Source organism: Synechococcus sp. HIMB2401 (assembly GCF_042883245.1).
Lineage (GTDB): Bacteria > Cyanobacteriota > Cyanobacteriia > PCC-6307 > Cyanobiaceae > Parasynechococcus.
Genome location: NZ_JBDJKK010000003.1, coordinates 118,091 through 139,126 on the forward strand (window position 1 = coordinate 118,091; position 21,036 = coordinate 139,126).

Consider the following 21,036-nt stretch of genomic DNA (forward strand, 5'->3'; position numbering starts at 1 on the left):
CGGCTCAGATCAACCGCCTCAGAGCCACTTGTTTCAAGACAACCTCAAACGCAGGGCGCGTTCCGCCTCCTCGCGATCATCGAAATGCACCTTTTCGGTGCCGAGAATCTGGTAGTCCTCGTGCCCCTTGCCAGCCACCAACACCAGGTCGTTCGGCTCTGCTTCGGCAATGGCTGAGGCAATCGCCTTGGCTCGATCAGCCTCCACAAGCAAATCGCTATCGGCCGGGATCCCCGCCACCACGTCATCCAGGATCTGCTGAGGATCCTCGGTGCGGGGGTTGTCTGAGGTGACCACCACGCGGTCCGCCAGGCGTGCCGCAATCGCCGCCATCTGCGGACGCTTGCCCCGATCCCGATCACCACCGCAACCGAACACGCAGATCAGCCGCCCGGTGCAGAACGGACGCGCTGCTGAAAGCGCATTGTCCAGACCATCGGGAGTGTGGGCGTAATCCACCAGCACCGGCGGCAAATTCGCTTCATCCACCCCGTTCAGGATCACCCGCTCCATGCGGCCGGGCACGCCACCGAAACGGCCGATAGCCTCCAGCAGCACCGGCAAGGGCAGCTGCTGCTGAAGCAGCACCCCCACCGCCTGAAGCAGGTTCATCAGGTTGAAGCGACCCAACAGGGGCGAACGGAAACGACCCTCGCCCACAGGACTGATCAAGCGACCCTCCACCCCAGCAGCCGTCATCTGCAGGTCGCTCATGTACAACTCGGCCGAGGGATCCTCGAGGGAGCTGCGCCAACAGGCGGCCCCAAGCCGTTCGGCCAGGCGCGCCCCCCAGGGGTCATCGCTGTTGACCACCGATCGCACGCCGTCGGCCAGCAGCAAAGGATCTGAAAACAGCGACGCCTTGGCCTCGAAGTAGTCCTCCATCGAGGCGTGGTAATCAAGGTGGTCCTGGGTGAGGTTGGTGAACACGGCGCCCGCGAAGCGGCAGCCCGCCACCCGCTGCTGCGCCAGGGCGTGGGAACTCACCTCCATCGCCGCCAGGCCGCAACCTGCGGAGGCAGCCTCGGCGAGTTGCTCCTGCAGGCGGTCGGCAAAGGCCGTTGTGTGGGAGGCCGTGATGCTGTGGCCCGGCCAGCGGTTCACCAACGTGCCGAACAAGCCCACCGATTGGCCGGCCGAAGCAGCCAGATGCTCGATCAAATGGGTGGTGGTGGTTTTGCCATTGGTGCCGGTCACACCAATCAGGGCCATGCGCCTGCAGGGGTGATCCCAGTACGCCGCGGCGATCTCACCAATCCGACGCGCCACCGGCTCTTGGATCACCACCACGGGGTCGTCAGCAGCTGGCGGTTGCGCAGCAGCGGCTTCAGCTCCAATCACGGCAGCGGCGGCCCCGGCCTCAAGGGCTTGGGCCCAGAAGCTGCCTCCATCCACCCGTTCGCCCGGGAGACCGAGAAACAAAGTTCCAGGGCCGACGCGTCGGGAATCGGTGGTGATGGCCTCCAACCCAGGGTTCACCAGCCCCGGCGGGACTGCGATGCCTGCATCACTCAACAGGGCATGCAACACCTGCGTCATCCCATCTCCCCTGTGCTTGGGGGAGTTTTAAGCCGTTCAGAGAGCCGTGGACAGACAGCGTTGCAACCAATTCAACAGTCCCTCACCCGTGAGCCGCGGGGAAACCCGGGGAAGCTCAGACCCATCGAGCGCGAGCACAGGCACCTCAAGGTCGTAGCGGGCCTTCAGCTCCTGGGGGGTGCCGGGCGCATCGATATCGATCACGGTCAGCTCGATCGAGAGCCCCAGGAGATCGAGGTCGCGCAAGCGGGATTCCAGGCCTTCGCAGAGGCAGCAACCGGTACGGCTGAAGAGGGTGAGCTGCTTCATCAATCGGGCACCGGGTCACAGCCGCAGGGCGTGAAGGGATGACAGCGCAGCAGCCGTTTCACGGTGAGCCAGCCCCCCTTCCACGGTCCATGCTTCTGGATGGCCTCCAGGCCATAGGCGCTGCAGGTGGGCGTGAAGCGGCAGCGAGGCCCGATCATCGGGGAGATGAAGCGCCGATAAAACCCAATCCCTGCCAGGAGAACAGCCGCAAGAGCCTGGTTCAGTGCCTGTCGCAGGTTGGCCATCGGGCCGCCAGATACAGTTGCAGATTCGTGCATCGCGGCAGATGCCTGGAGCTGTTTCGGTTCCAGCATGCCCAACAACCGCACGAACTCAACACACACCTTCCCACCTATGTCTCGTTACCGCGGCCCTCGCCTGAGGATCACGCGGCGCTTGGGAGACCTCCCCGGTCTCACCCGGAAGGCCGCCAAACGGTCCTATCCCCCCGGTCAGCACGGCCAAGCCCGTCGCAAGCGCTCTGAATACGCGATCCGTCTCGAAGAGAAGCAGAAGCTTCGCTTCAACTACGGCGTCTCCGAGCGTCAGCTCGTGCGCTACGTGAAGAAAGCGCGCGCCCAGGAAGGTTCCACCGGAACCAACCTGCTCAAGCTGCTCGAGAACCGTCTCGACAATGTTTGTTTCCGCCTCGGCTTCGGTCCCACCGTGCCCGGCGCCCGTCAACTGGTGAACCACGGCCACGTCACCGTGAACGGTCGTGTGACCGACATCGCCAGCTACCAGTGCAAGCCCGGCGATGTGATCGCCATCCGCGAGCGCAAGTGCAGCAAGAAGCTGGCTGAAGCCAACCTCGAGTTCCCCGGTCTGGCCAACGTGCCCAGCCACCTCGAGCTGGACAAGTCCAAGCTGAGCGCCAAGGTCACCGCCCGTTGCGAACGCGAGTGGGTTGCCCTGGAGATCAACGAACTGCTGGTGGTGGAGTACTACTCCCGCAAGGTCTGATCCAGATCCGCAGTTCACAACCCCACGATGCGCAACCCTGGGTTCAGGGTTGCGTTTTTTTTTGGCTGATCCCCAGGCACTGCAGTCGCTCACCGGCCACGACTGGCTGGGATTGATCCACCCCGTGCTGATGATCCTGTTCGTCTACCCGGTGGTGGGCGCCACGATCCGGCTGGGAATCCTGGCGCGGGAAAAGCGGCTCAAGATCAACCCAATCGCCGACACGGTGCCGGTGGAGCATGCGCAGCATGGGGCCTGGGTGACCGGCGGAGTGCTGGTGGCGGTGCTGATCGGCCTGGGCCACAGTCTCTGGAGCAGTCACCCCCTGGGTCTGATCGTCACCGGCAGCGCTGTGCTGTTCAGCTTCGGGCGCCTGCTAACGACCCGGCTGGTCTGGCAGCGCTTTCTCTGGGCTATAGCCAGTGCAGGCGGCTTGCTTCTGCTGGGGCTGCATCCGGCCGTGGAGCGGTTCAGCGATGTTCCCTGGAGCCCCCTGTTCTGGCAGTCCCATTTCTGGATGGGAATGTTGCTCACCGCCCTGTTGCTGAGCTCAACGGCGCTGCAGCCCTTGATTGGTCATTCCGTGCAGGCCAGGCGCATTCACATCAGCAGCAATCTGCTGGTGGCTTTGCTGCTGGCCATGCAAGCGATCTCGGGAACGCGAAATCTGCTGCTGCACTAAGCCAACGCTGAAAGCTGCTGACGCAACCAGGGAAGGCTCAGGCCGATCACGTTGGAATAACAGCCATCCAAGCCATCGATGCAGAGGCCGCCGCGGCCCTCGAGGGCAAAACCACCAGCGCACTGCAGCGGTTCTCCACTGGCCACATAGGCCTCGATCTCGGCCTGGCTGAGCGGAGCAAAGCGCACCACCGTTTCCACGCAAGCCAACAGCTCAGGTTGTCCGCGACGGATCAGGCAATGGCCCGTCAGCAGAGATCCGCAGCCGCCAGCCATCCGCTGCCAACGCTCGATCGCTTCGCCTGGCCCTGAGGGCTTGCCGAACACCTGCCCTTCAAAACTGAGCACCGAATCACAGCCCAGCACAGCAGTGATCTCGGCATCGCCCACCGGGTCAAGCGTCTGGGCGACAGCTGTGGCCTTGGCCTGAGCCAGCAGTTTCACCAGCTCTGCGGGCTCCGCATGCTGGATCTGGTCTTCATCCACACCGCTGACGCGCACCTGATGCGGGATTCCCGCTTGCTCCAGCAAACGGCGACGCGCCGGCGAGGCGGAAGCAAGCATGAGCACGGGAACACACCGCAGAACAACGCTCCGTAGGCTGCCAGGGACGGAAGGCTTCGCCATCGCTCACCCCACCGACCTGCTGGATCGACGCAGCCGTGACCGGGCCTGCCGGGCCATGGGATGCCTGCCCTTCTCTGAAGCGCTCTATCGGGATCTTCAGCAGCAAGGCTTGGATGCCGGCGACCTCTGGAGCGAACCCAGCCGCTACGGCCGCAAAACACGCTGGTTCCGCAACAGCGAAGCCCTCGAAGACGACCTGCGTTGGCTGATCAGCGTGGGCGTGCTGCGCCGGGAAGTGGATGGGCAAGGGCTGACCAGCCGTTTCAGGCTCACGCCCCTGGGTCGCCAGCTGCTCGATGACGACCCCGCACTCCTGCAGCGTTCGATTCCGGTGTTGGAGCGTCTGCGTCACGGCCTGCGTCGGCACTGGCCGCTGTGACCGGCACCACGCCGCGGCCCCTGATGGTGCTGGGCACCTCCAGCGGTGCCGGCAAATCGCTGATGACGGCGGCGCTGTGCCGGGTGCTCCAACGCCGTGGGGAACAGGCGCTGCCCTTCAAGGGGCAGAACATGAGCAACAACGCCTGGGTGGATGCCGATGGCGGGGAGATGGCCTACTCCCAGGCCATGCAGGCCTGGGCGGCGGGCCTTGAGCCCTGCTGCGCCATGAATCCCGTGCTGCTGAAACCACGGGGAGACAGCACCAGTGAGGTGATCCATGGGGGCCAGAGCGTGGGGATCGCCCGCGCCGAGCACTACTACCGCGACTGGTTCCGCCCCGGTTGGCAGGCGATCCGCACCGGCCTGATGCAGCTCCAGCAGCAATGGCCCCAAGGCCGGCTGGTGCTGGAGGGGGCTGGAAGCCCGGTGGAAGTGAACCTGCAACGCCGCGACCTCACCAACCTGCGCCTGGCCCAGTACCTGCGGGCCAACTGCCTGCTGGTGGCCGACATTGAGCGCGGCGGTGTCTTCGCCCAGATCGTTGGGACGCTCGCTTTGCTGCGCCCGGTGGAGCGCCCGCTGATCAAAGGCATCCTGATCAACCGCTTCCGCGGCCGTCGGGAGCTGTTTGATGAGGGTCGCCAATGGCTGGAAGCCAACACCGGGGTACCGGTGTTGGGGGTGATGCCCTGGCTCAACGAGCTGTTTCCACCCGAAGATTCCCTCGATCTTCTGGAACGCAAACCCACCCGCGGGGCCACCGATCTGGAGATCGCTGTGCTGCGGTTGCCCTCCTTGAGCAACTTCTCCGATCTCGATCCGCTCGAAGCCGAAGCCAGCCTGAAGCTGCGCTGGATTCAACCCGGGGAACCCCTGGGTGAGCCGGATGCGGTGATTCTTCCGGGAAGCAAGCAGACGCTGCGGGATCTCGAAGCGTTGAACAGCTGTGGACTGGCCGATCAACTCAGGGCCTACGCCCAGGCTGGGGGGTCCGTCCTGGGCATCTGCGGCGGCATGCAGATGCTGGGCAAAACGTTGGACGATCCGGAGGGACTGGAGGGCAACGATCAGCGGGGACCCCAGAGCGGCTTGGGCCTCCTGCCCCTGGACACCACCTTCAGCGGCACGAAACGGCTGAGCCAGCGCAGCATCGATGGCCTCTGGCCCATGGAAACACCGCTGAACGGTTTTGAACTGCACTACGGCACCACCACCCCAGGTCCCGGTCTTCAGCCGCTAAGCAGCGACCCTGGTTTGGGGTGGTGGGCTCCCGGGCCCAAGGGTTCGAGCGTGGTGGGCACCTACCTGCACGGCTTGCTCGACAACGGCCCCTGGCGACGGGCCTGGCTCAACCGGCTTCGCGAGCAACGGGGATTGCAACCGCTGGCCAACGATCCCAAGAACCACAGCGCCCACCGTGATCTGTTGCTCGATCGCCTCGCCGATGCCTTCGAGCAACATGTGAACCTTGCTCCATTGCTCCAGCCATGACGTCGATTCCTGTGCGCTGGCCCGATGGGCGCATCACCCACGAAACCATCGGCGAGGACTGGTTGGTGGCCGCCAGTGGAGCGGGCATCAGCATTCCCACCGGTTGCCTGGGGGGCAGCTGCGGGGCCTGCGAGATCGACGTCAACGGCAAGACGGTGCGCGCCTGCATCAGCACCGTTCCGGCGTCGAAATCAGCGAAACTCAGGGTTGAATTCGCCACCGACCCGCACTGGTGACTCGCCTTCGCCTCAGCCTGATGGCCCTGCTCACCGGCACCCTGAGCGGCGCCGGTGTGGCGGTTGTGATGGGCTGGATCGGTGGCTTAAGCCAGCGGCTCTGGGGAGATCCGGTACTCGAGGGCTTGGATCGCAGCCTTCCCCTGGGCTGGTCGCTGCTGATCTGCGGCGGCAGCGGCTTGATCCTCTCGCTTCTGCATCGCCCCGGCCCCACCACATTGCTACCGGAGCTGCTGGACACCCTGAGTGATCTGCGTGATCCCGACCAGGCACCGAAGCGCGATGAAGCTCGCGGTCTCCTCGGAGCGGCGCTGGCCCAGGTTGGGGGAGGTTGCATCGGACCTGAGGCCCTGATGAGCCGCATGGCCGCCCTGGTCAGTCAACAGATCTGGCGTGGTCGTGACCAGAAGCTTCAGGAAGCAACAGTGGCAGGCAGCCTCGCCTTTTTCGGAGCTCCACTGCTGGGGGGTGCTGTGGTGGGCGAGGTCACTCACCCCAAAAACCGCAAGCAGGCCTACCTCGACCGCTGGTTGCCGGGCAGCCTCGGCGGTGTTGCCGGTTTTGCCGCCCTCAATGGCATGGGAACCGCTAGCGGTGGATCGCTGCAACGGCTTCCCTACATCTGGCCCAGCAACCTGGGGGAAGATCTCGGCAGCCTCAGCGCAGGCCTGTTGGGGGGACTCATCGGTTGCGGCCTGGGTTTGTTGTTTCTGCAGTGGCGAGGCTGGCTGGAGCAGCGCCAACTCCTGGCCCAATGGCCCTGGTGGCCGCTGCTGAGCGGCCTGCTGTTGGGGGCCTGCATGCACTGGTTGCCGTTGGTTCCCTTCGCCGGAGAAGAGCAGCTGCGGCCCCTGCTGGAAGGCCAGAACTCAAGTGGGGCCTTGGTTCTGCTCCTCTCCTCGATCGTGAAACTGCTGATGCTTGGCCTTTGCCTGGAAACAGGCTGGCGCGGAGGGGTGTTCTTCCCCTTGTTCCTGGTGGCCTGCGCACTTGGCATGGGACTCCACCTGCTGCTGCCCGATCTGGGCAGCCTGGGCAGCTGGTGCGGCGCCCTCACAGGTGCGTTGTACCGCTGTGTGCTTCCTGCACCCTTGGCGGTTCTGGTGCTCGGGGTTGCCCTCCTGCAGGGTCACGGCACAGCCGGCCTTCTGGTGGGCCTCGGCATGGCGCAGCTGATCAGGCGCCGAGCTGAGCGGGATGGTGGCCCTCCACTTCGCCCTTAAACACACGGCTGGCCCGGATGTCGGCCTCCTCAATCGTGATGAGATCCTGCTTGGTGAGGGCTTCTCCCATCCGCGAAAACAACCGGTTGGCCTGGCGCAGACGGGCCCGATCCAAGGCATTGCGAACCGAGCGCGCGTTGGCGAAGAAAGGCAGCTGACGCCGACGCGAGACGTAGTCGGAGAACGCCGTCTCGGCCTCGGCACTGAACTGGTAGTGCTGGGCCTCGAGGAGCAGGCCTGCAATCGCCATCAGCTCGTCGTCGCTGTAGTCGGGGAAATCGAGATGGTGCGCCACCCTTGAAGAGAGGCCTGGATTGGAGCTGTAGAAGGTCTCCATCCGATCCCTGTAGCCCGCAAAGATCACCACAACGTCGCTGCGCCGGCTCTCCATCTCCTGCAGGAGAATCTCAATCGCTTCGGCGCCGTAATCGCGTTCGTTGTCTGGCTTGTAGAGGTAATAGGCCTCATCGATAAACAGCACGCCACCCTGGGCACGCTTGAGCATCTCCTTGGTTTTTGGGGCGGTGTGACCCACGTACTGACCCACGAGATCGTCGCGGGTGGCCGTCACCACATGACCCTTGCGGAGGTAACCCAGGCGATGCAGGATTTGCGACATCCGCTGCGCCACGGTGGTCTTGCCCGTTCCGGGATGGCCGGTGAACGACATGTGCAAACTGGGCGCGGTGCTGGGCAGCTCCAGTTGCTGCCGCGCCTGATCCACCAGCAGCAGCGCTGCGATCTCCCGAATCCGCGTCTTCACCGGCGCCAGGCCGATCAGTTCACGGTCCAGTTGGTCCAACACCTCAGCCACACCGGAATCGGCGTAAGCCGAAGCCAGATCAACTGAGGAGGGCATCGATCTCTGCGGCAAAGGCACGATCGGCTTCGCTCAGCTGGGCCTCGGGGCCGTCATCCTCGGGCCGGATCGTGATGTTCACGTAGGTGCGCCCAAAGCTGATGTCGGGGAAGCGCTGGGTGGCCTCGCTGTGATCGCCGAGTTTGTCGAGAAAATCCCTGGTGGCGTCGTAGCTCTCAAACTCGAAACGACACTCGAGGCATACGGGTCGTTTCCGCTCCTGCCACTGATTCATCAGAGTCCCCGTTCAGCCTGAACCTGCTGGAAACCTAGAGGAGCGCCACCCGCTGGCAGCCCATCAAGCGCCCAGACCAGGACTCGGCGTAGGCCCGATTGGCGGCCTGCTGCTCGGGGTCATCGGTGTCCAGCGGATGCGGCATCGTGCCGGCGATGGCGGCATTGGTGACGCAGAACATCGACTTCTGGAAGCTGACGCAGATCTGCACGTGCACATCCGTTTGGCCTCGACCGTTGTCGTCGTACCAGAGGCTCAGTTCCTCGGGCAGGTGGCGGTACATGTCCTGCATGCAGAGGCTGGGGGGAATGCCCGCACCCATGCTCGGAATCGGGTCGGCGTAAAGGGCGCCGTACTTGAAATCACTGATGTCCGGTGAAATCTGCCGGGCCTGGGCGTTGTACGACACCGTTCCAAGGAAGGGCATGCCGCGGAAGAAAACGGCCTCCACGTAGGGCACCGCAACATCCACCAGAAAGGTGAGACCCGCCTCAGGGGGAAGCACCCAGATCTCTTCACCACCGATCGTCACCTTGTATTCAATCGGGCTTCCGGCCGCCGCCACCAGGCCATCGCGGATGTGATGCACCACATCGTTGACGCAGGTGACTTCCTTGATCGCGTAGCGACGGGCCAGGTCGACAAAGATGTCGCTCATCACGCGCCAGAACAGACCGAGGCAATAAATCGTGGTGAGCGAACGGATGGCCTCGGGGGCGAAATCGGGATAGAGGCGGTTGTTGAGGGCCAGCAGAGGGTCGCGCGCCGACTTGCGCTTGATGATCCGCTGGCAGGCCTCGGCGAACTCAGGCGTGTCGAGGTAGGCATCCAACCCGCCGGTGCCATGCCAGAACATCGCCTTCTGGCAGTACTCGGCGTACTCAAAGTTGATGCGATCCCCCATCAGATGGGTCCAGAGGCGCTTGAGGTTGAACCCCTCATGGAAGAAGCGGAACATCGGGAAGGGATTGAGCATCTGCTGCTCGCCCTGATCCACCAGGTTCTTGCTGTAGGCATCGAGAACAAGCCCATAGCTCTCGAGCACATTCACCACCTGCAGCAGATGGTCGGGGGTGTCCTTGAGCAGCGGCGTGTCGCTGAGCAAACGACGGATCAACTCCTCCTGATCAGGAAGCACTGGAGGTTGAACAGGGGATGCGGATGTCGGGGTCATGACAGATCTCCAGTGATCAGGCTGAGGCCCGTGGTGGCCGCCTCACTGAGGTTCGACAGCAACTCCGGAGCAAGGCCAAGCACCAGCACACCGAGGCTGAGGGCGATGGCCGGGGCCTGCTCCCGCAGCGCCACGCGGTTGAGGATACGGGGATTCACCACCTCGCCGGGGGCTATCGCCAGGCGACCGAAGAAGGCGCGATTCACCAACAGCAGGAAATACACCGCCGTCAGTCCCGATCCCACCATGGAAAGCAGCGTGGCCAAGGGGAAGGGCTGAAGGCTGCCGCGGAAGATCAGGAATTCGGAAATGAAGCCGGCCATACCGGGGATTCCGGCACTGGCCATCACCCCGATGATCATCAGAGATCCAGTGAGCGGCAGGCCGCGCTGGGGGTTGAGCAGGCCACGCAAGACGTTGAGATCGCGGGTGCCGGTCTGGGCATAAACGACACCCACCACCAGGAACAGCACGCCAGAGATCAGGCCGTGGCTCACCATCTGGAACAGGGCCCCCATCAACCCGAGCGGCGTGGCGGCGGCGGCGGCCAGCAGCACGTAGCCCATGTGGCCCACCGAGCTGTAAGCCACCATGCGCTTCATGTCGGTCTGGGCAATCGCCGCAAGGGATCCGTAGAGCACTGAGATCGCAGCCCAGCCGGCCAGCCAGGGAGCAGCCACCTGCCAGGCGTCGGGGAACAAGCCAAGGCAGAAACGCAGCAGGCCGTAGGTGCCCAACTTGAGCAGCACACCTGCCAAAAGAACCGACACCGGTGTGGAAGCCTCGGTGTGGGCATCCGGCAGCCAGGTGTGGAAGGGGAAGAGGGGGATCTTGATGCCGAAGCCGATCAACAGAGCACCCATCAGCAGCAGCTGGGCGGTCATGCCCAGTTCACCGGAAAGGATCGGCCGCAGACTGAAATCCATGGTTCCTGTGACCAGAGCAATGCCGAGGAAGGCACCCAGGATCAGCACGCCTGAGACGGCGGTGACGATCAGAAACTTCGTGGCGGCGTAGGCCCGGTTGGCACCACCCCATACAGCGATCAGCATCCAGAGGGGGATGAGTTCCAGTTCGTAGAACAGGAAGAAGAGCAGAAGGTTCTGGGCCAGGAAGGCACCATTCACCGCTCCGGAAATCACCAGCAACAGGGCGAAGTAGACCCGGGGGCGGTTTTCGATCGTGCGCGACGCGATCGCCGCCACCAGGCAGAGCACCCCATTCATCAACACCAGCGGCAACGACAAACCGTCCAGCGCCAAGGCGTAATCCAGCCCGATGGCATGCACCCAGCGGGCCTGTTCCACCAACTGCAAACCTGCGTCGGCGGCATCGAAGGGAAGCAGCAGGGCGAAGCTCGCCAAGCACTGCACCACCAGAAGCACGATGGACACATCGCGCAGGCGTGCACTGGACGGGGATCCCGGCCAGAGGATCAGAGCCAGAGCCCCGAGGAAGGGAATCAGAAGCAGGAGGGAAAGAAGCATCTCGGGGCGATCAGGTGAGGAACCAGCTCACCGCGGTGAGGAAAAGAACGATGGCCAGGAGCACCGTCAGCACGTATGTCTGGCTCTGGCCGCTGACGCTGAGCTTGAGGCTGTCGGCACTGGCCAGGGAGAAGCGAGCCACCCCATTGAGAAGACCATCCACCACATTTCGGTCGAACCAGGAGGCCAGGCGAGAGAAGCCAGCCACCACGTTGACGATGGTGAGGCGATAGAAGCGCTCGGTGTAGAAGTCGTAGGCCAGCAGGTCCTGCCACCAGCGCAGCACAGGATTCAGCGAGCGGGACCAGGCCTTGCTCAGGGGAAGAACAGCACCAGCGAGCAGGCCCAGCAGTCCGCTTCCCACCACCAGAGCTGCTGCCCAGAGGGGGAAGGCCAACAAACCATCGAGCGACTCAAGCCGCACCAGCAACAGCGGGGTGATCAGCACGATCACGGTGAGCGCCACCATTGGGAACGCCATCTGCCAGTTCACCTCGGCAGCCCGGCGGGACTTGATCAGGGAATCCCCCATGAACACATGGCGGAACACCCGCACCAGACCCATGGCAGTGAGTGCGTTGGTGAGAAGGAACACCGCCATGAACGGAACCGAGCGCACGCTCAGCAGCTCAATCGATTGGGCCAGGGCCAGGAAGCCACCCAGGGGCAGGAATCCCACGAGACCAGCACCACCCACCAGAAACGCCGTGGTGGTAGCCGGCATGCGGCTGCCCAATCCCCCCAGCTCGGTGATGTCCTGACAGTTGGTGGAGGCAATCACGCCGCCAATGCTCATCGACAGCAGCGCCTTGGACACGGCATGGGTGAACAGCAGCAACAAGGCCAGAACAGGGATCTGCAGCGCAATGGCAATGAAGACAAGGCCCATGTGGGCCGTTGTGGAATACGACAGCGTGCGTTTGATGTCCACCTGAGCCAGGGCCACCAAAGAGCCACCGATCGCACTGATGCTTCCGATCACGAGCATCACGCCGATGGCGATGGGAGAGAGCTGAAGGATGGGCATCACCTTCAGCAGCACGATGGCGCCGCAGGTCACCACCACCGAGTTCCGCAGAATCGAAGCGGGGTTCGGACCCTCCATGGCTTCGTCCAGCCAGAGGTGCATGGGGAACTGGGCGCATTTGCCCGTTGGGCCAGCAACCAGGCCCAAACCCAACAGCGTTGCCGCCAAGGGAGAGAGGGTGTCTTGAGCGGCCCAGGCGTAAAGGTCGTTGAACCCCATCACGCCGGAATAGCTGCAGAGCGCCACCACACCCATCAGCAGCAGCACATCACCAACGCGCTTGGTGAGGAAGGCATCCCGGGCTGCTGTGACCACCAGGGGTTGGGCGTACCAGAAACCCACCAACAAATAAGTGGAGAGCGTCAGCATCTCCAGCAGGAAATAGCTCTGGAACAGGGAGTCGCTGAGCACGACACCACTCATCGCACCCTCGAAAAAACCAAGCAGGGCAAAGAAGCGGGCCAACGCCCATTCCTTGTCCATGTAGCCCAAGGAATACACCTGCGACAGCAAGCTGAGGCCCGTGATCAGTTCCAGGGCCACCAGGTTGGTGAGCGACAGGCTGAAGCTGATGTTCAGCTCCAGATCAGCCACGCTGAGCCAGGGGAAGGCCAGATCCACCGGCCCTGATTGGTACACCTCCTGCAGGATCAGGCTTCCGTGGGCGAAGGCCAGCAGGGTGAGAAGAATGTTGAGGTAGGCCGCCGGTCGATGGGCATCTCGGCGGAACCAGCCACAGGCCCAAGGGAGAGAAACCAGCATCCCGATGAACCCATAGAGCGGGATCAACCAGGCGGTCTGGATGGGAAGCGAAAGCTCCGGGGTCAAAACGGCGAGCGGGATGGTGATCGAGCTGGTCGCTGGTGGGCCGGCGAATCTAGGAGCCGGTCAGGAGCAAAAGGGCTCTTTGTGAACGGCTGTGAGGAGGCTTTTGTGCAATCAGCTGCGGCGAGCTGCACCACTGCCGGCCAACACCGGCTCCACCTCTTTATGAGGACGGGCAATGATGTGAGCTGCGACAAGGCCGTCGCCCACGCGCTCGCAGGCATCGGCACCGGCACGCACAGCGGCATTCACTGCACCGGTTTCGCCACGCACCATCACCGTGACGTAGCCACCACCCACGTACTCACGGCAGATCAGGCTCACCTCAGCAGCCTTGGTCATCGCATCGGCTGCCTCAATGGCAGGAACCATGCCGCGGGTTTCGATCATGCCCAGTGCCACACCGGGAACGATGGGGGAAGGGGTGGCAGCGGGCTTGGTCACGGCTGAGCCGCCTCCGGATCCGGTGTTGGAAGCGCTGCTGCGACGCGTTGTGGTGGACGCGCGACGGGTGGTTGAAGCAGGAGCTGCCTTGGCGGGAGTCGACGCGGGAGCAGGAGTGCTGGCTACAGGCTTCACGTCCACAGTCTTGTTCGCCGCGGCGGTGCTGCGGGTGGTGCGACGACGGGGGGTGGGGGAAGGAGTGGCCATGGATTGGTAGGTGTGGAAGCGGAACGGAAACGGCGGAGGGAAGTGAAGGATCCCTATCCGTCCGGATTCCAGAAATCGATGATGCCACCGATGGTGAGATCGGTGAGAACGGTGTTATCAGGGCAGGCATGCCGGGCAGCCGAACCGCTGGCGGTGAAGACCCAGTTGCCCTCACGGGCACCCACGGGATCAACCGCCACCAGCTTCTTGCCCTTGTTGTTCTTGAGAATGCGCAGGTGCATGTGATCCAGACCGGCAACCCGGTAGGAGCAGACCAGCGTTCCCATCACCTGCATGATCTCCATCAGCTGGCCTTGCCTCCCGCAGGTTTGCTGGGGCTGGGGGACGGAGAGGGAGCGGAGGTCTTCGGGGGGTCGGGTTCCCAGTGGTCAATGATCCCCACAATCGTGAGGTCACTGGGATACGACTTGCTGCCGGCAGCTTCACGGGCGGCCGAGCTGCTGACGCAGATCACCCAGTCCCCAGGTTTTGCACCCACCGCATCGACGGCCACCTTCTTGGTGCTGCCATCCAGCACCACCTGGAGGTGCTTGTGCTCGAAATCGGGAATCCGGTTGGTGGAAACGAGCGGCTTGACGACCTTGACGATGAGCATGATCAGTGAGCCTCCGGAAGTTGCGGGTCGAGCGTGGAACCGACGACCTCGGCCGGAGCCGTCTGGTTGCGGTCGCGAATGGTGAGACAAGTGTGGAGCAGACCCTCATCAACGAGAGCTGCGTAGCGATCGGCGATGGCCTGGTTCACCCGTTGGCAATCAGCGATGGCCCGTTCCCGAGCACCGGGCACACGGCCGGAATAGTCGAAACGCACGACAACCGGAATCGGCAGATCCCGGGACACATTCAGACCCTTGAAAATTTTCACGCCCACATCGAGATCGGGGGCGCCCTCCTCGACCGTGTCGAGGTGGGCGAAATAAGTGAGGTTGCGCAGATGCACCTCTTTAAAACCAATGCCAACGCCAATGAAACGCTCTGCATGCCCGGCATCCGGGTAGGTGCCCCCGTGAAGATCCTGCACGTAGTCGATCTGGGAGAAGTTATTGGCGAGCAAACGGGTCAGGAACGACACCATCCCGGCATCCATGGGGCCAGGAGCAGAGCTCTCAACGGCTTCAGCAATCTGTGCCATCGCTTGATCGGCACTCATCGATGCCGTGGCGGCATGCAGTTCCCTGGCGCAGAGCCAACGGTCGAGCACCATTTCGCTGTCACGGCTTGGGGGATGCACTCGGACTGCATCGGTGTCGGTGTCGAGGCCGATCAGCAGAAGATCAACGGAGGCACCGCAACAGAAGCTGTTTTCAACCGACTCACGGAAATCGAGCAGGCGTTGATGACCCGCCGATGCCGCCAGTTCGTCATTGCTGCCATGGGCAGCGCAGCCCTGATGGGAGGGATCGAGAGAACTGAAGTGGTACGTCACCACCTTCAGGTAACGGGTCGGTTCCGTGGAGGGATTGGGTGAACCTTCGCGGTAGCGACGGTGCTCGGTTTTGACCCAGCGGTTCACCGTGTTCTCCACGTCGAACATGGCGCCAGCGTGGGAACGGCGACGCACAGCGCTGAAGGGAATGCGTAGGGCATAGGCCACGGTGTGAGCCAACCGACCATCGGCACAGGGCGTCAGGTCGAGCAGATGGATCCCACAGTCGAGCAGGAACTGTTCGAACTCCCGGGAGGCAGCACTGCCCGTACCGGCATCCAGGGGATCGTCCTGGAAGAAGCGGTCACTGAACAGCCGGTGGCTTTCGAACACGCACCAGGCGAACAAGGCGCGCATGTCGAGGGGGCGAACCCAGGCCCGCTGCAGGATGTGATCCGGCAGATCAAAGCCGAGTTCGGCCCGGCACAACCGCTGGGCCTGGGGAATGAAATCGGTTTCGTGCTGAAGCGCTGAAACCTGCTGCAGCAGGGGAACGATCCGATCAAAGCGGCCCTTGATCTCCTGCTCGTAGGCCTGGAGACGGGCATTTGCCGCTGCATCCGTCAACGGATGATGCCGGTGGGTGATCGGCAGAGAGCTGCGGCTCAGATTGAAAGGAACCGACCGAGTGGCTGCCTTTTCACGGCGGACCCAGCCTGGCTGAGTGGGTGCGGGACGCTGAACGTCCTTGCTGGAGCGAATCCGACCACCACCAACCGGGGAGCCGCCCAGTTGAGCGGCCTTGCCCGCAGTGGTGAGGGCATGGCGCCGATCCAGAGCGGCCTTGCGGGTGGAGGACTCCACGTCAGACGAGGTCTGAACCGAATCAGAGGTTGTGGCCAGCTGTTGAAGCTGACGTCGGGTGGGTGCCGAGGGGGCCTGAGGTCGCCCGCCACGGAGAGGCTTGGAGCGAACCATCAATGAATCAGCCCCGTGCGCCGCCGGAGACGGTGATCAGGGAACCCTTCTCAGTGTTGCCACTGGAACCGGTCACGCGGCTCACAGGCCATTCGTTCTCCTCGTTGCGCTTGCGCTCGAAGGGAGACATGGCACTCATCGGGCCGGGACGGCTGGGATTACGACGGCGGGCCGAAGCACCCTCAGTACCGGTCACGTGCTCACCACGATCCCAGTCATCACCAGTGATCTTGGTGGAGGAACCCTCGCCGGTCACCCGGGATGCAGGCTTCTCGGAAGGCTCGCTGACCACAGCCACGGTGGGCTGGAACTGGCGCTGCTGACGATTCTGGAACTCTCGGTTGTCGAAGCGGAACTGCTCGGTACCGGTCACCTTGCCACCAGCCATGTCAAAAGGGCCGGTGATGCGATTCCCCTGCTCATAGGAGGTACCCGTCACGCCAGAGGCGGCCTCACGTTGCTGCTGGGCAGCACGGGCGGGAGACACCACGCTGAAGCGGGTCCAGGCAGCACCCTCAGGAGCTTGGCCGTGGGTGTCGGTGCCAGCAGGAGCGTCAGCGCCGCAGGCAGCGGCCAGCTGATCAGCACCCACGTAAGGCGTGCCGGTGACGGCTTCACAAGCACCACGCTTGTCGCCGGTCATAACACCACCCACACCAGGCTGGATGCCGGTCATGGCAGCGGAGGGGGTGCCGACACGCACAGGCGTGCGCTCACGGATGGCCTGAACTGCAGGGGTGCCGCAGTGCTGGCCGGCCTGCTCAAGACCTGCATAGGGGGTGCCGGTGACGGCCTGGCAGCTGCCGGGCTCGTCGCCAGTGACGTTCTCCGAACGGCCCGTACGGGTGCCGCTCACCACCTGGTTGCGGTTGGTGATGCTGAAGCCAACCTTGGCGGCCTCGGGCTCGGGCTTGCCGCCACAGAACGCATTCACCTGCTCAGCACTCACGTACTGATCACCCGTCACGCGGTGGCAGGAGCCGAACTCATCGCCGGTCACCTGAGCGGAACGGCCGACCAAGGTGCCGGTCACGCCAGTGCCGGAGAGGGTTCCGGAGAGACCCACCTTGGCGGCAGGGCGACCTTCGGGCAGAGGATCTGAACCGAGGTACTGATCGCCGGTGAGGCTGCGGTTGGCACCCGCTTCATCACCGGTGACGCTGGCGGAGCGACCCACCATCACACCACTCACAGGACGACCCTGTTCGGTGAGGCTGTGGCCCACCTTGCGAGGGGAAGTCACGCCACCACCGCAGTAGGCAGCGGACTGGTTAGCGGAGATGTACTCGGTGCCGGTCACGCTCTTGCAGGTGCCGGGCTCATCGCCGGTGACCTTTTCGGAACGGCCGACTTCATTACCGGTGACGCGGTTGCCATGGCTGGTGGCGGTGACGCGCACCTTGGCCGGAGTGGTGGCAGCGGGAGCGGTCTGACAGAAGGTCTGGAAGACCTCGGCGCCCAGGTACTCGGTACCGGTGATCGAACGGCAGGTGCTGGCCTCGTTACCGGTGGTTTTCACCGAGCGGTTGGCCTGGGTGCCGGTCACGGTCTGGCCACCGGTGGTGGTGCTTTCACCCACCTTCCAGTGGGCATCAGCGGCAGCGGCTTGCTTGGCGCCGTGGCGGTTGGGACCAGTGGGGCGGGTCACACCAGCGCTTTGCTTGTTGCGGGCACCGGCCTTGGTGCGCAGCTCACGCACATGTTGTGCGAGCTCACGGCTGGTGAGGTCAGGGTTGGCCTGACGGGCAACGGCTGCTGCACTGGTGGGTTGCTTGCCAGCGGTTTTGCCGTGCTTCGACATGGCTTCACGACGGGCCAGCACCAGCGCGCGGCTGGGGTTCTCGATGGCACGACGCTTGGGAGTGGCCGAACGGCGCTCTGTGCGGGCGGACAATTTGGGAGCCGGTGCACTGAGGGAAGCCTTTTCAGCGGCACGCTTGCCACCGCAACCACAGCTCTTGGTGGTTTCAGCGGGTGCAGCAGCAGGAGCGGCTGCCTTGGTTTGACGGGCCACATCAGCGCGGTTGCGATCGCGGCTGGTGTCGGCGGTCTTACCGCGGCGGGACAGGGCATCACGACGGGCGAGCACCAGCTCGCGGCTGGGATCGCGATGGGGCTTGACCTGGGAGCTGAGGTTTGCTGGAGCAGCTGTGAAGGAGGTGGTCCGCTGCGGAGCTACAGCAGCGGGGGTGGCAGGTGCAGAGGCAGGCTCAGCAGCTGCGGCCGCGTTGGTGCGGGTGGGACGGGCATCAGCAACGGTGCGGACACGGTTGGCGCCATCACCAGCCGCTACCGAGGACTTCTTACCGGAAGTGGTCAGCGCCTTGCGGCGTTCAAGTGCGAGTTCGCGACTGGAGAGTCTTGCCATGTCCGCCCGAGGATGTCGTCGTGAAGTGGAAGGGCACTTGCCCCTCCGGAAAAAGCTGGAGCCCTGATCAGGTCAGGGCTCGGAACCAAGGGTTCGAAGGATCAGCGTCCTTCGAAGACCACGAAGCAGGCACCCTGGCTCTGGGTGTAGGCGTCGTAACCGACGATGCGCACGTGGTGGTCGGGGTATGCGCGGTGGCAAGCCTCGAGCTCACTGACAACGACGTTCAGATCCTTCTCACCGAAGAAGGGGAGCTTCCAATACGACCAGTAGGTGGCCATGGAGTTGCTGGGGTGGACGTGCTCGACGAGCGGGCTCCAACCCTGGGCAATGATGTAGGCGATCTGGTCGTAGATCTCGTCCTGGGTCATCGGCGGGAGGAAGCCGAAGGTCTCCAGGGTGGCGACTGTTTGATAGTCACCCACGGTGCTCTGGAAAGGCATGGGGATCCTGGGTGTAAGAAAAAAGGGTGGCCGGTTGCATCAACCGGCCGTTGAGACCATCAGTTCTGGACGTCGAGCTTGTCGACGGTGTCGAACTCGAACTTGATCTCCTTCCAGGTCTCGAGGGCGATGGCCAGCTCGGGGCTGTGCTTCGCGGCTTCCGTGAGGATGTCGCGGCTCTCTTTCTCGAGATGACGGCCGGCGTTGCGTGCCTTGACGCAGGCCTCGAGGGCCACACGGTTGGCAGCAGCACCTGCAGCGGAGCCCCAGGGGTGACCGTGGGTACCACCACCGAACTGAAGAACGGAGTCGTCGCCGAAGATGGTGACCAGGGCGGGCATGTGCCACACGTGGATACCGCCGGAAGCAACGGCGAACACGCCAGGCATGGAACCCCAGTCCTGATCGAAGAAGTTGCCGCGGCTGCGGTCTTCGGGCACGAAGGATTCGCGCAGCTGGTCGATGTAGCCGAGGGTGGTCTGACGATCACCTTCCAGCTTGCCGACCACGGTGCCGGTGTGGAGCTGGTCACCACCGGACAGACGCAGACACTTGGCGAGAACGCGGAAGTGGATGCCGTGCTTGGGGTGACGGTCGATCACCGCGTGCATGGCGCGGTGGATGTGCAGCAACATGCCGTTCTTGCGGCACCACTTCGACAGACCGGTGTTGGCCGTGAAGCCACCGGTGATGAAGTCGTGCATGATGATCGGCATGCCGAGTTCCTTGGCGAACTCAGCGCGCTCGTACATCTCCTCGGGAGTGTTGGCGGTCACGTTGAGGTAGTGACCCTTGCGCTCGCCGGTCTCCTGCTCGGACAGCTTGATGGCTTCCGCAACGAATTCGAAGCGGTTCTGCCAACGCTGGAAGGGCTGGGAGTTGATGTTCTCGTCGTCCTTGGTGAAGTCCAGACCGCCGCGCAGGCACTCATACACAACACGGCCGTAGTTCTTACCGCTCAGGCCGAGCTTCGGCTTGATGGTGCAACCCAGCAGAGGACGGCCGTACTTGTTCATCCGGTCGCGCTCGACCTGGATGCCGTTCGGCGGGCCGTAGCAGCTCTTGATGAACGCCATCGGGAAGCGGATATCTTCCAGACGGAGGTGGCGCAGAGCCTTAAAACCGAACACGTTGCCGACCAGGGAGGTCAGAACGTTGGTGATGGAACCCTCTTCGAACAGGTCGAGGGGGTAGGCGATGAAGGCATAGAAAGACTCCTTGTCACCAGGGACGTCTTCGATGCGGTAGCAACGGCCCTTGTAGAAGTCGAGATCGGTGAGGAGCTCGGACCACACAGTGGACCAGGTGCCGGTGGAGGATTCAGCAGCCACAGCAGCGGCAACTTCTTCCTTGGGCACACCTTCTTGGCCGGTGCACTTGAAGCAGGCCAGCAGGTCGGTGTCGAGGGGGACGTAATCAGGAGTCCAGTAAGTATCCCTGTACTCCTTGACCCCAGCGTCGTACTTCTTGCTCATGGGAAAACTCCGTTAGGTCGGTGAAGAGGTTGAGACGTTCGCGTGCCTCGTCAGAGGCTCAGCGGAAGATCTCAGTCCTTCTGACCCAGGAAGTTGCCGTTGCCCAGAGCAGGCTCCACTTCGCGGTGGGGGCGGGCAATGATGTGAGCGGCGACCAGGCCGTCACCGACGCGCTCGCAAGCGTCAGCGCCAGCGCGCACAGCAGCGTTGACAGCGCCAGTTTCGCCGCGAACCAGAACGGTGACGTAGCCGCCGCCGACGAACTCACGACCGATCAGGCGCACTTCGGCAGCCTTGGTCATGGCATCAGCTGCCTCGATGGCGGGGACCAGACCGCGGGTCTCGATCATGCCGAGGGCGATGCCCATGGTTTCGTTAGCCATTGCCTACCGGGAGAAGGGGTGGAATGTTCGCTGGGGACATTGCTCCGCCAGAACCCTTCCCGTCAAGCGATTTGGACGACTTTCTCGATCACTGTCCATAGTGAACCAAATAAGCCGGGCTTATCACCCTGTGCCTCACTGTTCCGGTCTGCTGTGGTGGTTCGTGTGATCACATCCCCACAAGTCGTTGTCGGCGCTGGTGAAGCTCCATAGGTTCACGTTGCGTCACCTTCCCAAAGCCTTGCTGCGGGGTGGAATGTTCAACCCAAACAGGTGTCGCTGGGTCGAATCCAGA

Annotated in this window: 23 protein-coding genes; 6 read left to right on the forward strand and 17 right to left on the reverse strand. The window is 63.4% G+C overall.

What is annotated here, in order from left to right; translation table 11 throughout:
• Window positions 1-33: 33 nt before the first annotated feature.
• The 3 genes from AAXE93_RS08605 to yidD are packed head-to-tail and all read right to left on the reverse strand — an operon-like array spanning window position 34 to window position 2,126.
• Window positions 34-1,539 carry a UDP-N-acetylmuramoyl-L-alanyl-D-glutamate--2,6-diaminopimelate ligase gene (locus AAXE93_RS08605; RefSeq protein WP_390129975.1) on the reverse strand — a complete coding sequence of 502 codons (1,506 nt, stop codon included), beginning with the start codon at window positions 1,537-1,539 and terminating at the stop codon, window positions 34-36.
• Window positions 1,540-1,575: 36 nt separating this feature from the next.
• Window positions 1,576-1,848, reverse strand: coding sequence for a glutaredoxin family protein (locus AAXE93_RS08610; RefSeq protein WP_390129977.1), 273 nt, complete (start codon window positions 1,846-1,848; stop codon window positions 1,576-1,578).
• Window positions 1,848-2,126, reverse strand: a complete 279-nt coding sequence (gene yidD, locus AAXE93_RS08615) for a membrane protein insertion efficiency factor YidD (RefSeq protein WP_390129979.1) — start codon at window positions 2,124-2,126, stop codon at window positions 1,848-1,850. The genes AAXE93_RS08610 and yidD overlap by 1 nt, the downstream gene beginning before the upstream one ends.
• Before the next feature lie 76 nt (window positions 2,127-2,202).
• Here yidD and rpsD point away from each other — a divergent pair, with 76 nt between their 5' ends.
• Together rpsD and AAXE93_RS08625 are read left to right on the forward strand one after the other, a co-directional pair.
• On the forward strand, window positions 2,203-2,811 hold the full coding sequence (gene rpsD, locus AAXE93_RS08620; protein ID WP_011363781.1) for a 30S ribosomal protein S4: 609 nt from the start codon (window positions 2,203-2,205) through the stop codon (window positions 2,809-2,811).
• Between the two features lie 61 nt (window positions 2,812-2,872).
• On the forward strand, window positions 2,873-3,493 hold the full coding sequence (locus tag AAXE93_RS08625; protein ID WP_390129981.1) for a DUF4079 domain-containing protein: 621 nt from the start codon (window positions 2,873-2,875) through the stop codon (window positions 3,491-3,493).
• Here AAXE93_RS08625 and AAXE93_RS08630 read toward each other — a convergent pair.
• Window positions 3,490-4,056 (reverse strand): Maf family protein, encoded by a 567-nt coding sequence (locus AAXE93_RS08630; RefSeq protein WP_390129984.1) that lies wholly within the window; start codon window positions 4,054-4,056, stop codon window positions 3,490-3,492. The genes AAXE93_RS08625 and AAXE93_RS08630 overlap by 4 nt on opposite strands.
• Between AAXE93_RS08630 and AAXE93_RS08635 the strand changes: the two genes are divergently transcribed.
• Genes AAXE93_RS08635 through AAXE93_RS08650 form a run of 4 tightly spaced genes read left to right on the forward strand, consistent with a single transcriptional unit; the run spans window position 4,055 to window position 7,450 of the window.
• Window positions 4,055-4,498 (forward strand): Npun_F0494 family protein, encoded by a 444-nt coding sequence (locus tag AAXE93_RS08635; RefSeq protein ID WP_115008711.1) that lies wholly within the window; start codon window positions 4,055-4,057, stop codon window positions 4,496-4,498. The two genes, AAXE93_RS08630 and AAXE93_RS08635, sit on opposite strands and share 2 nt — an antisense overlap.
• A gap of 23 nt (window positions 4,499-4,521) precedes the next feature.
• Complete coding sequence (locus AAXE93_RS08640; protein WP_390130247.1) at window positions 4,522-5,991, forward strand: cobyric acid synthase; 1,470 nt, start codon at window positions 4,522-4,524, stop codon at window positions 5,989-5,991.
• Complete coding sequence (locus AAXE93_RS08645) at window positions 5,988-6,227, forward strand: 2Fe-2S iron-sulfur cluster binding domain-containing protein (protein WP_115132844.1); 240 nt, start codon at window positions 5,988-5,990, stop codon at window positions 6,225-6,227. Before AAXE93_RS08640 ends, AAXE93_RS08645 begins: the two co-directional genes overlap by 4 nt.
• A complete protein-coding gene (locus AAXE93_RS08650; protein WP_390129988.1) occupies window positions 6,224-7,450 on the forward strand; it encodes a chloride channel protein in 1,227 nt (408 codons plus the stop codon). Before AAXE93_RS08645 ends, AAXE93_RS08650 begins: the two co-directional genes overlap by 4 nt.
• On the opposite strand, the gene cbbX is transcribed toward AAXE93_RS08650, so the two are convergent.
• From cbbX to AAXE93_RS08715, 13 genes are all read right to left on the reverse strand, one after another.
• Entirely contained in the window at window positions 7,404-8,309 is a 906-nt protein-coding gene (gene cbbX, locus AAXE93_RS08655; protein WP_390129990.1) for a CbbX protein, read from the reverse strand. The two genes, AAXE93_RS08650 and cbbX, sit on opposite strands and share 47 nt — an antisense overlap.
• On the reverse strand, window positions 8,293-8,544 hold the full coding sequence (locus AAXE93_RS08660; RefSeq protein ID WP_115008707.1) for a 4a-hydroxytetrahydrobiopterin dehydratase: 252 nt from the start codon (window positions 8,542-8,544) through the stop codon (window positions 8,293-8,295). The genes cbbX and AAXE93_RS08660 overlap by 17 nt, the downstream gene beginning before the upstream one ends.
• 34 nt (window positions 8,545-8,578) lie before the next feature.
• Window positions 8,579-9,718 (reverse strand): CO2 hydration protein, encoded by a 1,140-nt coding sequence (locus tag AAXE93_RS08665; protein WP_390129993.1) that lies wholly within the window; start codon window positions 9,716-9,718, stop codon window positions 8,579-8,581.
• Window positions 9,715-11,205, reverse strand: coding sequence for an NADH-quinone oxidoreductase subunit M (locus AAXE93_RS08670; RefSeq protein WP_115008705.1), 1,491 nt, complete (start codon window positions 11,203-11,205; stop codon window positions 9,715-9,717). The genes AAXE93_RS08665 and AAXE93_RS08670 overlap by 4 nt, the downstream gene beginning before the upstream one ends.
• 10 nt (window positions 11,206-11,215) lie before the next feature.
• Window positions 11,216-13,060, reverse strand: a complete 1,845-nt coding sequence (locus tag AAXE93_RS08675) for an NAD(P)H-quinone oxidoreductase subunit F (RefSeq protein WP_390129995.1) — start codon at window positions 13,058-13,060, stop codon at window positions 11,216-11,218.
• A gap of 111 nt (window positions 13,061-13,171) precedes the next feature.
• A complete protein-coding gene (locus tag AAXE93_RS08680) occupies window positions 13,172-13,708 on the reverse strand; it encodes a BMC domain-containing protein (protein WP_114988511.1) in 537 nt (178 codons plus the stop codon).
• A 53-nt stretch (window positions 13,709-13,761) separates the two neighbouring features.
• Window positions 13,762-14,013: a carboxysome peptide B gene (locus AAXE93_RS08685; protein ID WP_011363752.1), complete on the reverse strand. Its 252-nt coding sequence runs from the start codon at window positions 14,011-14,013 to the stop codon at window positions 13,762-13,764.
• A complete protein-coding gene (locus AAXE93_RS08690; RefSeq protein WP_006850911.1) occupies window positions 14,013-14,324 on the reverse strand; it encodes a carboxysome peptide A in 312 nt (103 codons plus the stop codon). Before AAXE93_RS08690 ends, AAXE93_RS08685 begins: the two co-directional genes overlap by 1 nt.
• Before the next feature lie 2 nt (window positions 14,325-14,326).
• Window positions 14,327-16,072, reverse strand: a complete 1,746-nt coding sequence (locus AAXE93_RS08695; protein ID WP_390129999.1) for a carboxysome shell carbonic anhydrase — start codon at window positions 16,070-16,072, stop codon at window positions 14,327-14,329.
• Between the two features lie 7 nt (window positions 16,073-16,079).
• Window positions 16,080-18,440 carry a CsoS2 family carboxysome shell protein gene (locus AAXE93_RS08700; RefSeq protein ID WP_390130001.1) on the reverse strand — a complete coding sequence of 787 codons (2,361 nt, stop codon included), beginning with the start codon at window positions 18,438-18,440 and terminating at the stop codon, window positions 16,080-16,082.
• Between the two features lie 101 nt (window positions 18,441-18,541).
• On the reverse strand, window positions 18,542-18,883 hold the full coding sequence (locus tag AAXE93_RS08705; RefSeq protein ID WP_006043651.1) for a ribulose bisphosphate carboxylase small subunit: 342 nt from the start codon (window positions 18,881-18,883) through the stop codon (window positions 18,542-18,544).
• A 59-nt stretch (window positions 18,884-18,942) separates the two neighbouring features.
• Window positions 18,943-20,358 (reverse strand): form I ribulose bisphosphate carboxylase large subunit, encoded by a 1,416-nt coding sequence (locus AAXE93_RS08710; RefSeq protein ID WP_011363747.1) that lies wholly within the window; start codon window positions 20,356-20,358, stop codon window positions 18,943-18,945.
• Window positions 20,359-20,429: 71 nt separating this feature from the next.
• Window positions 20,430-20,741 (reverse strand): BMC domain-containing protein, encoded by a 312-nt coding sequence (locus tag AAXE93_RS08715; RefSeq protein WP_006169870.1) that lies wholly within the window; start codon window positions 20,739-20,741, stop codon window positions 20,430-20,432.
• Window positions 20,742-21,036 lie beyond the last annotated feature (295 nt).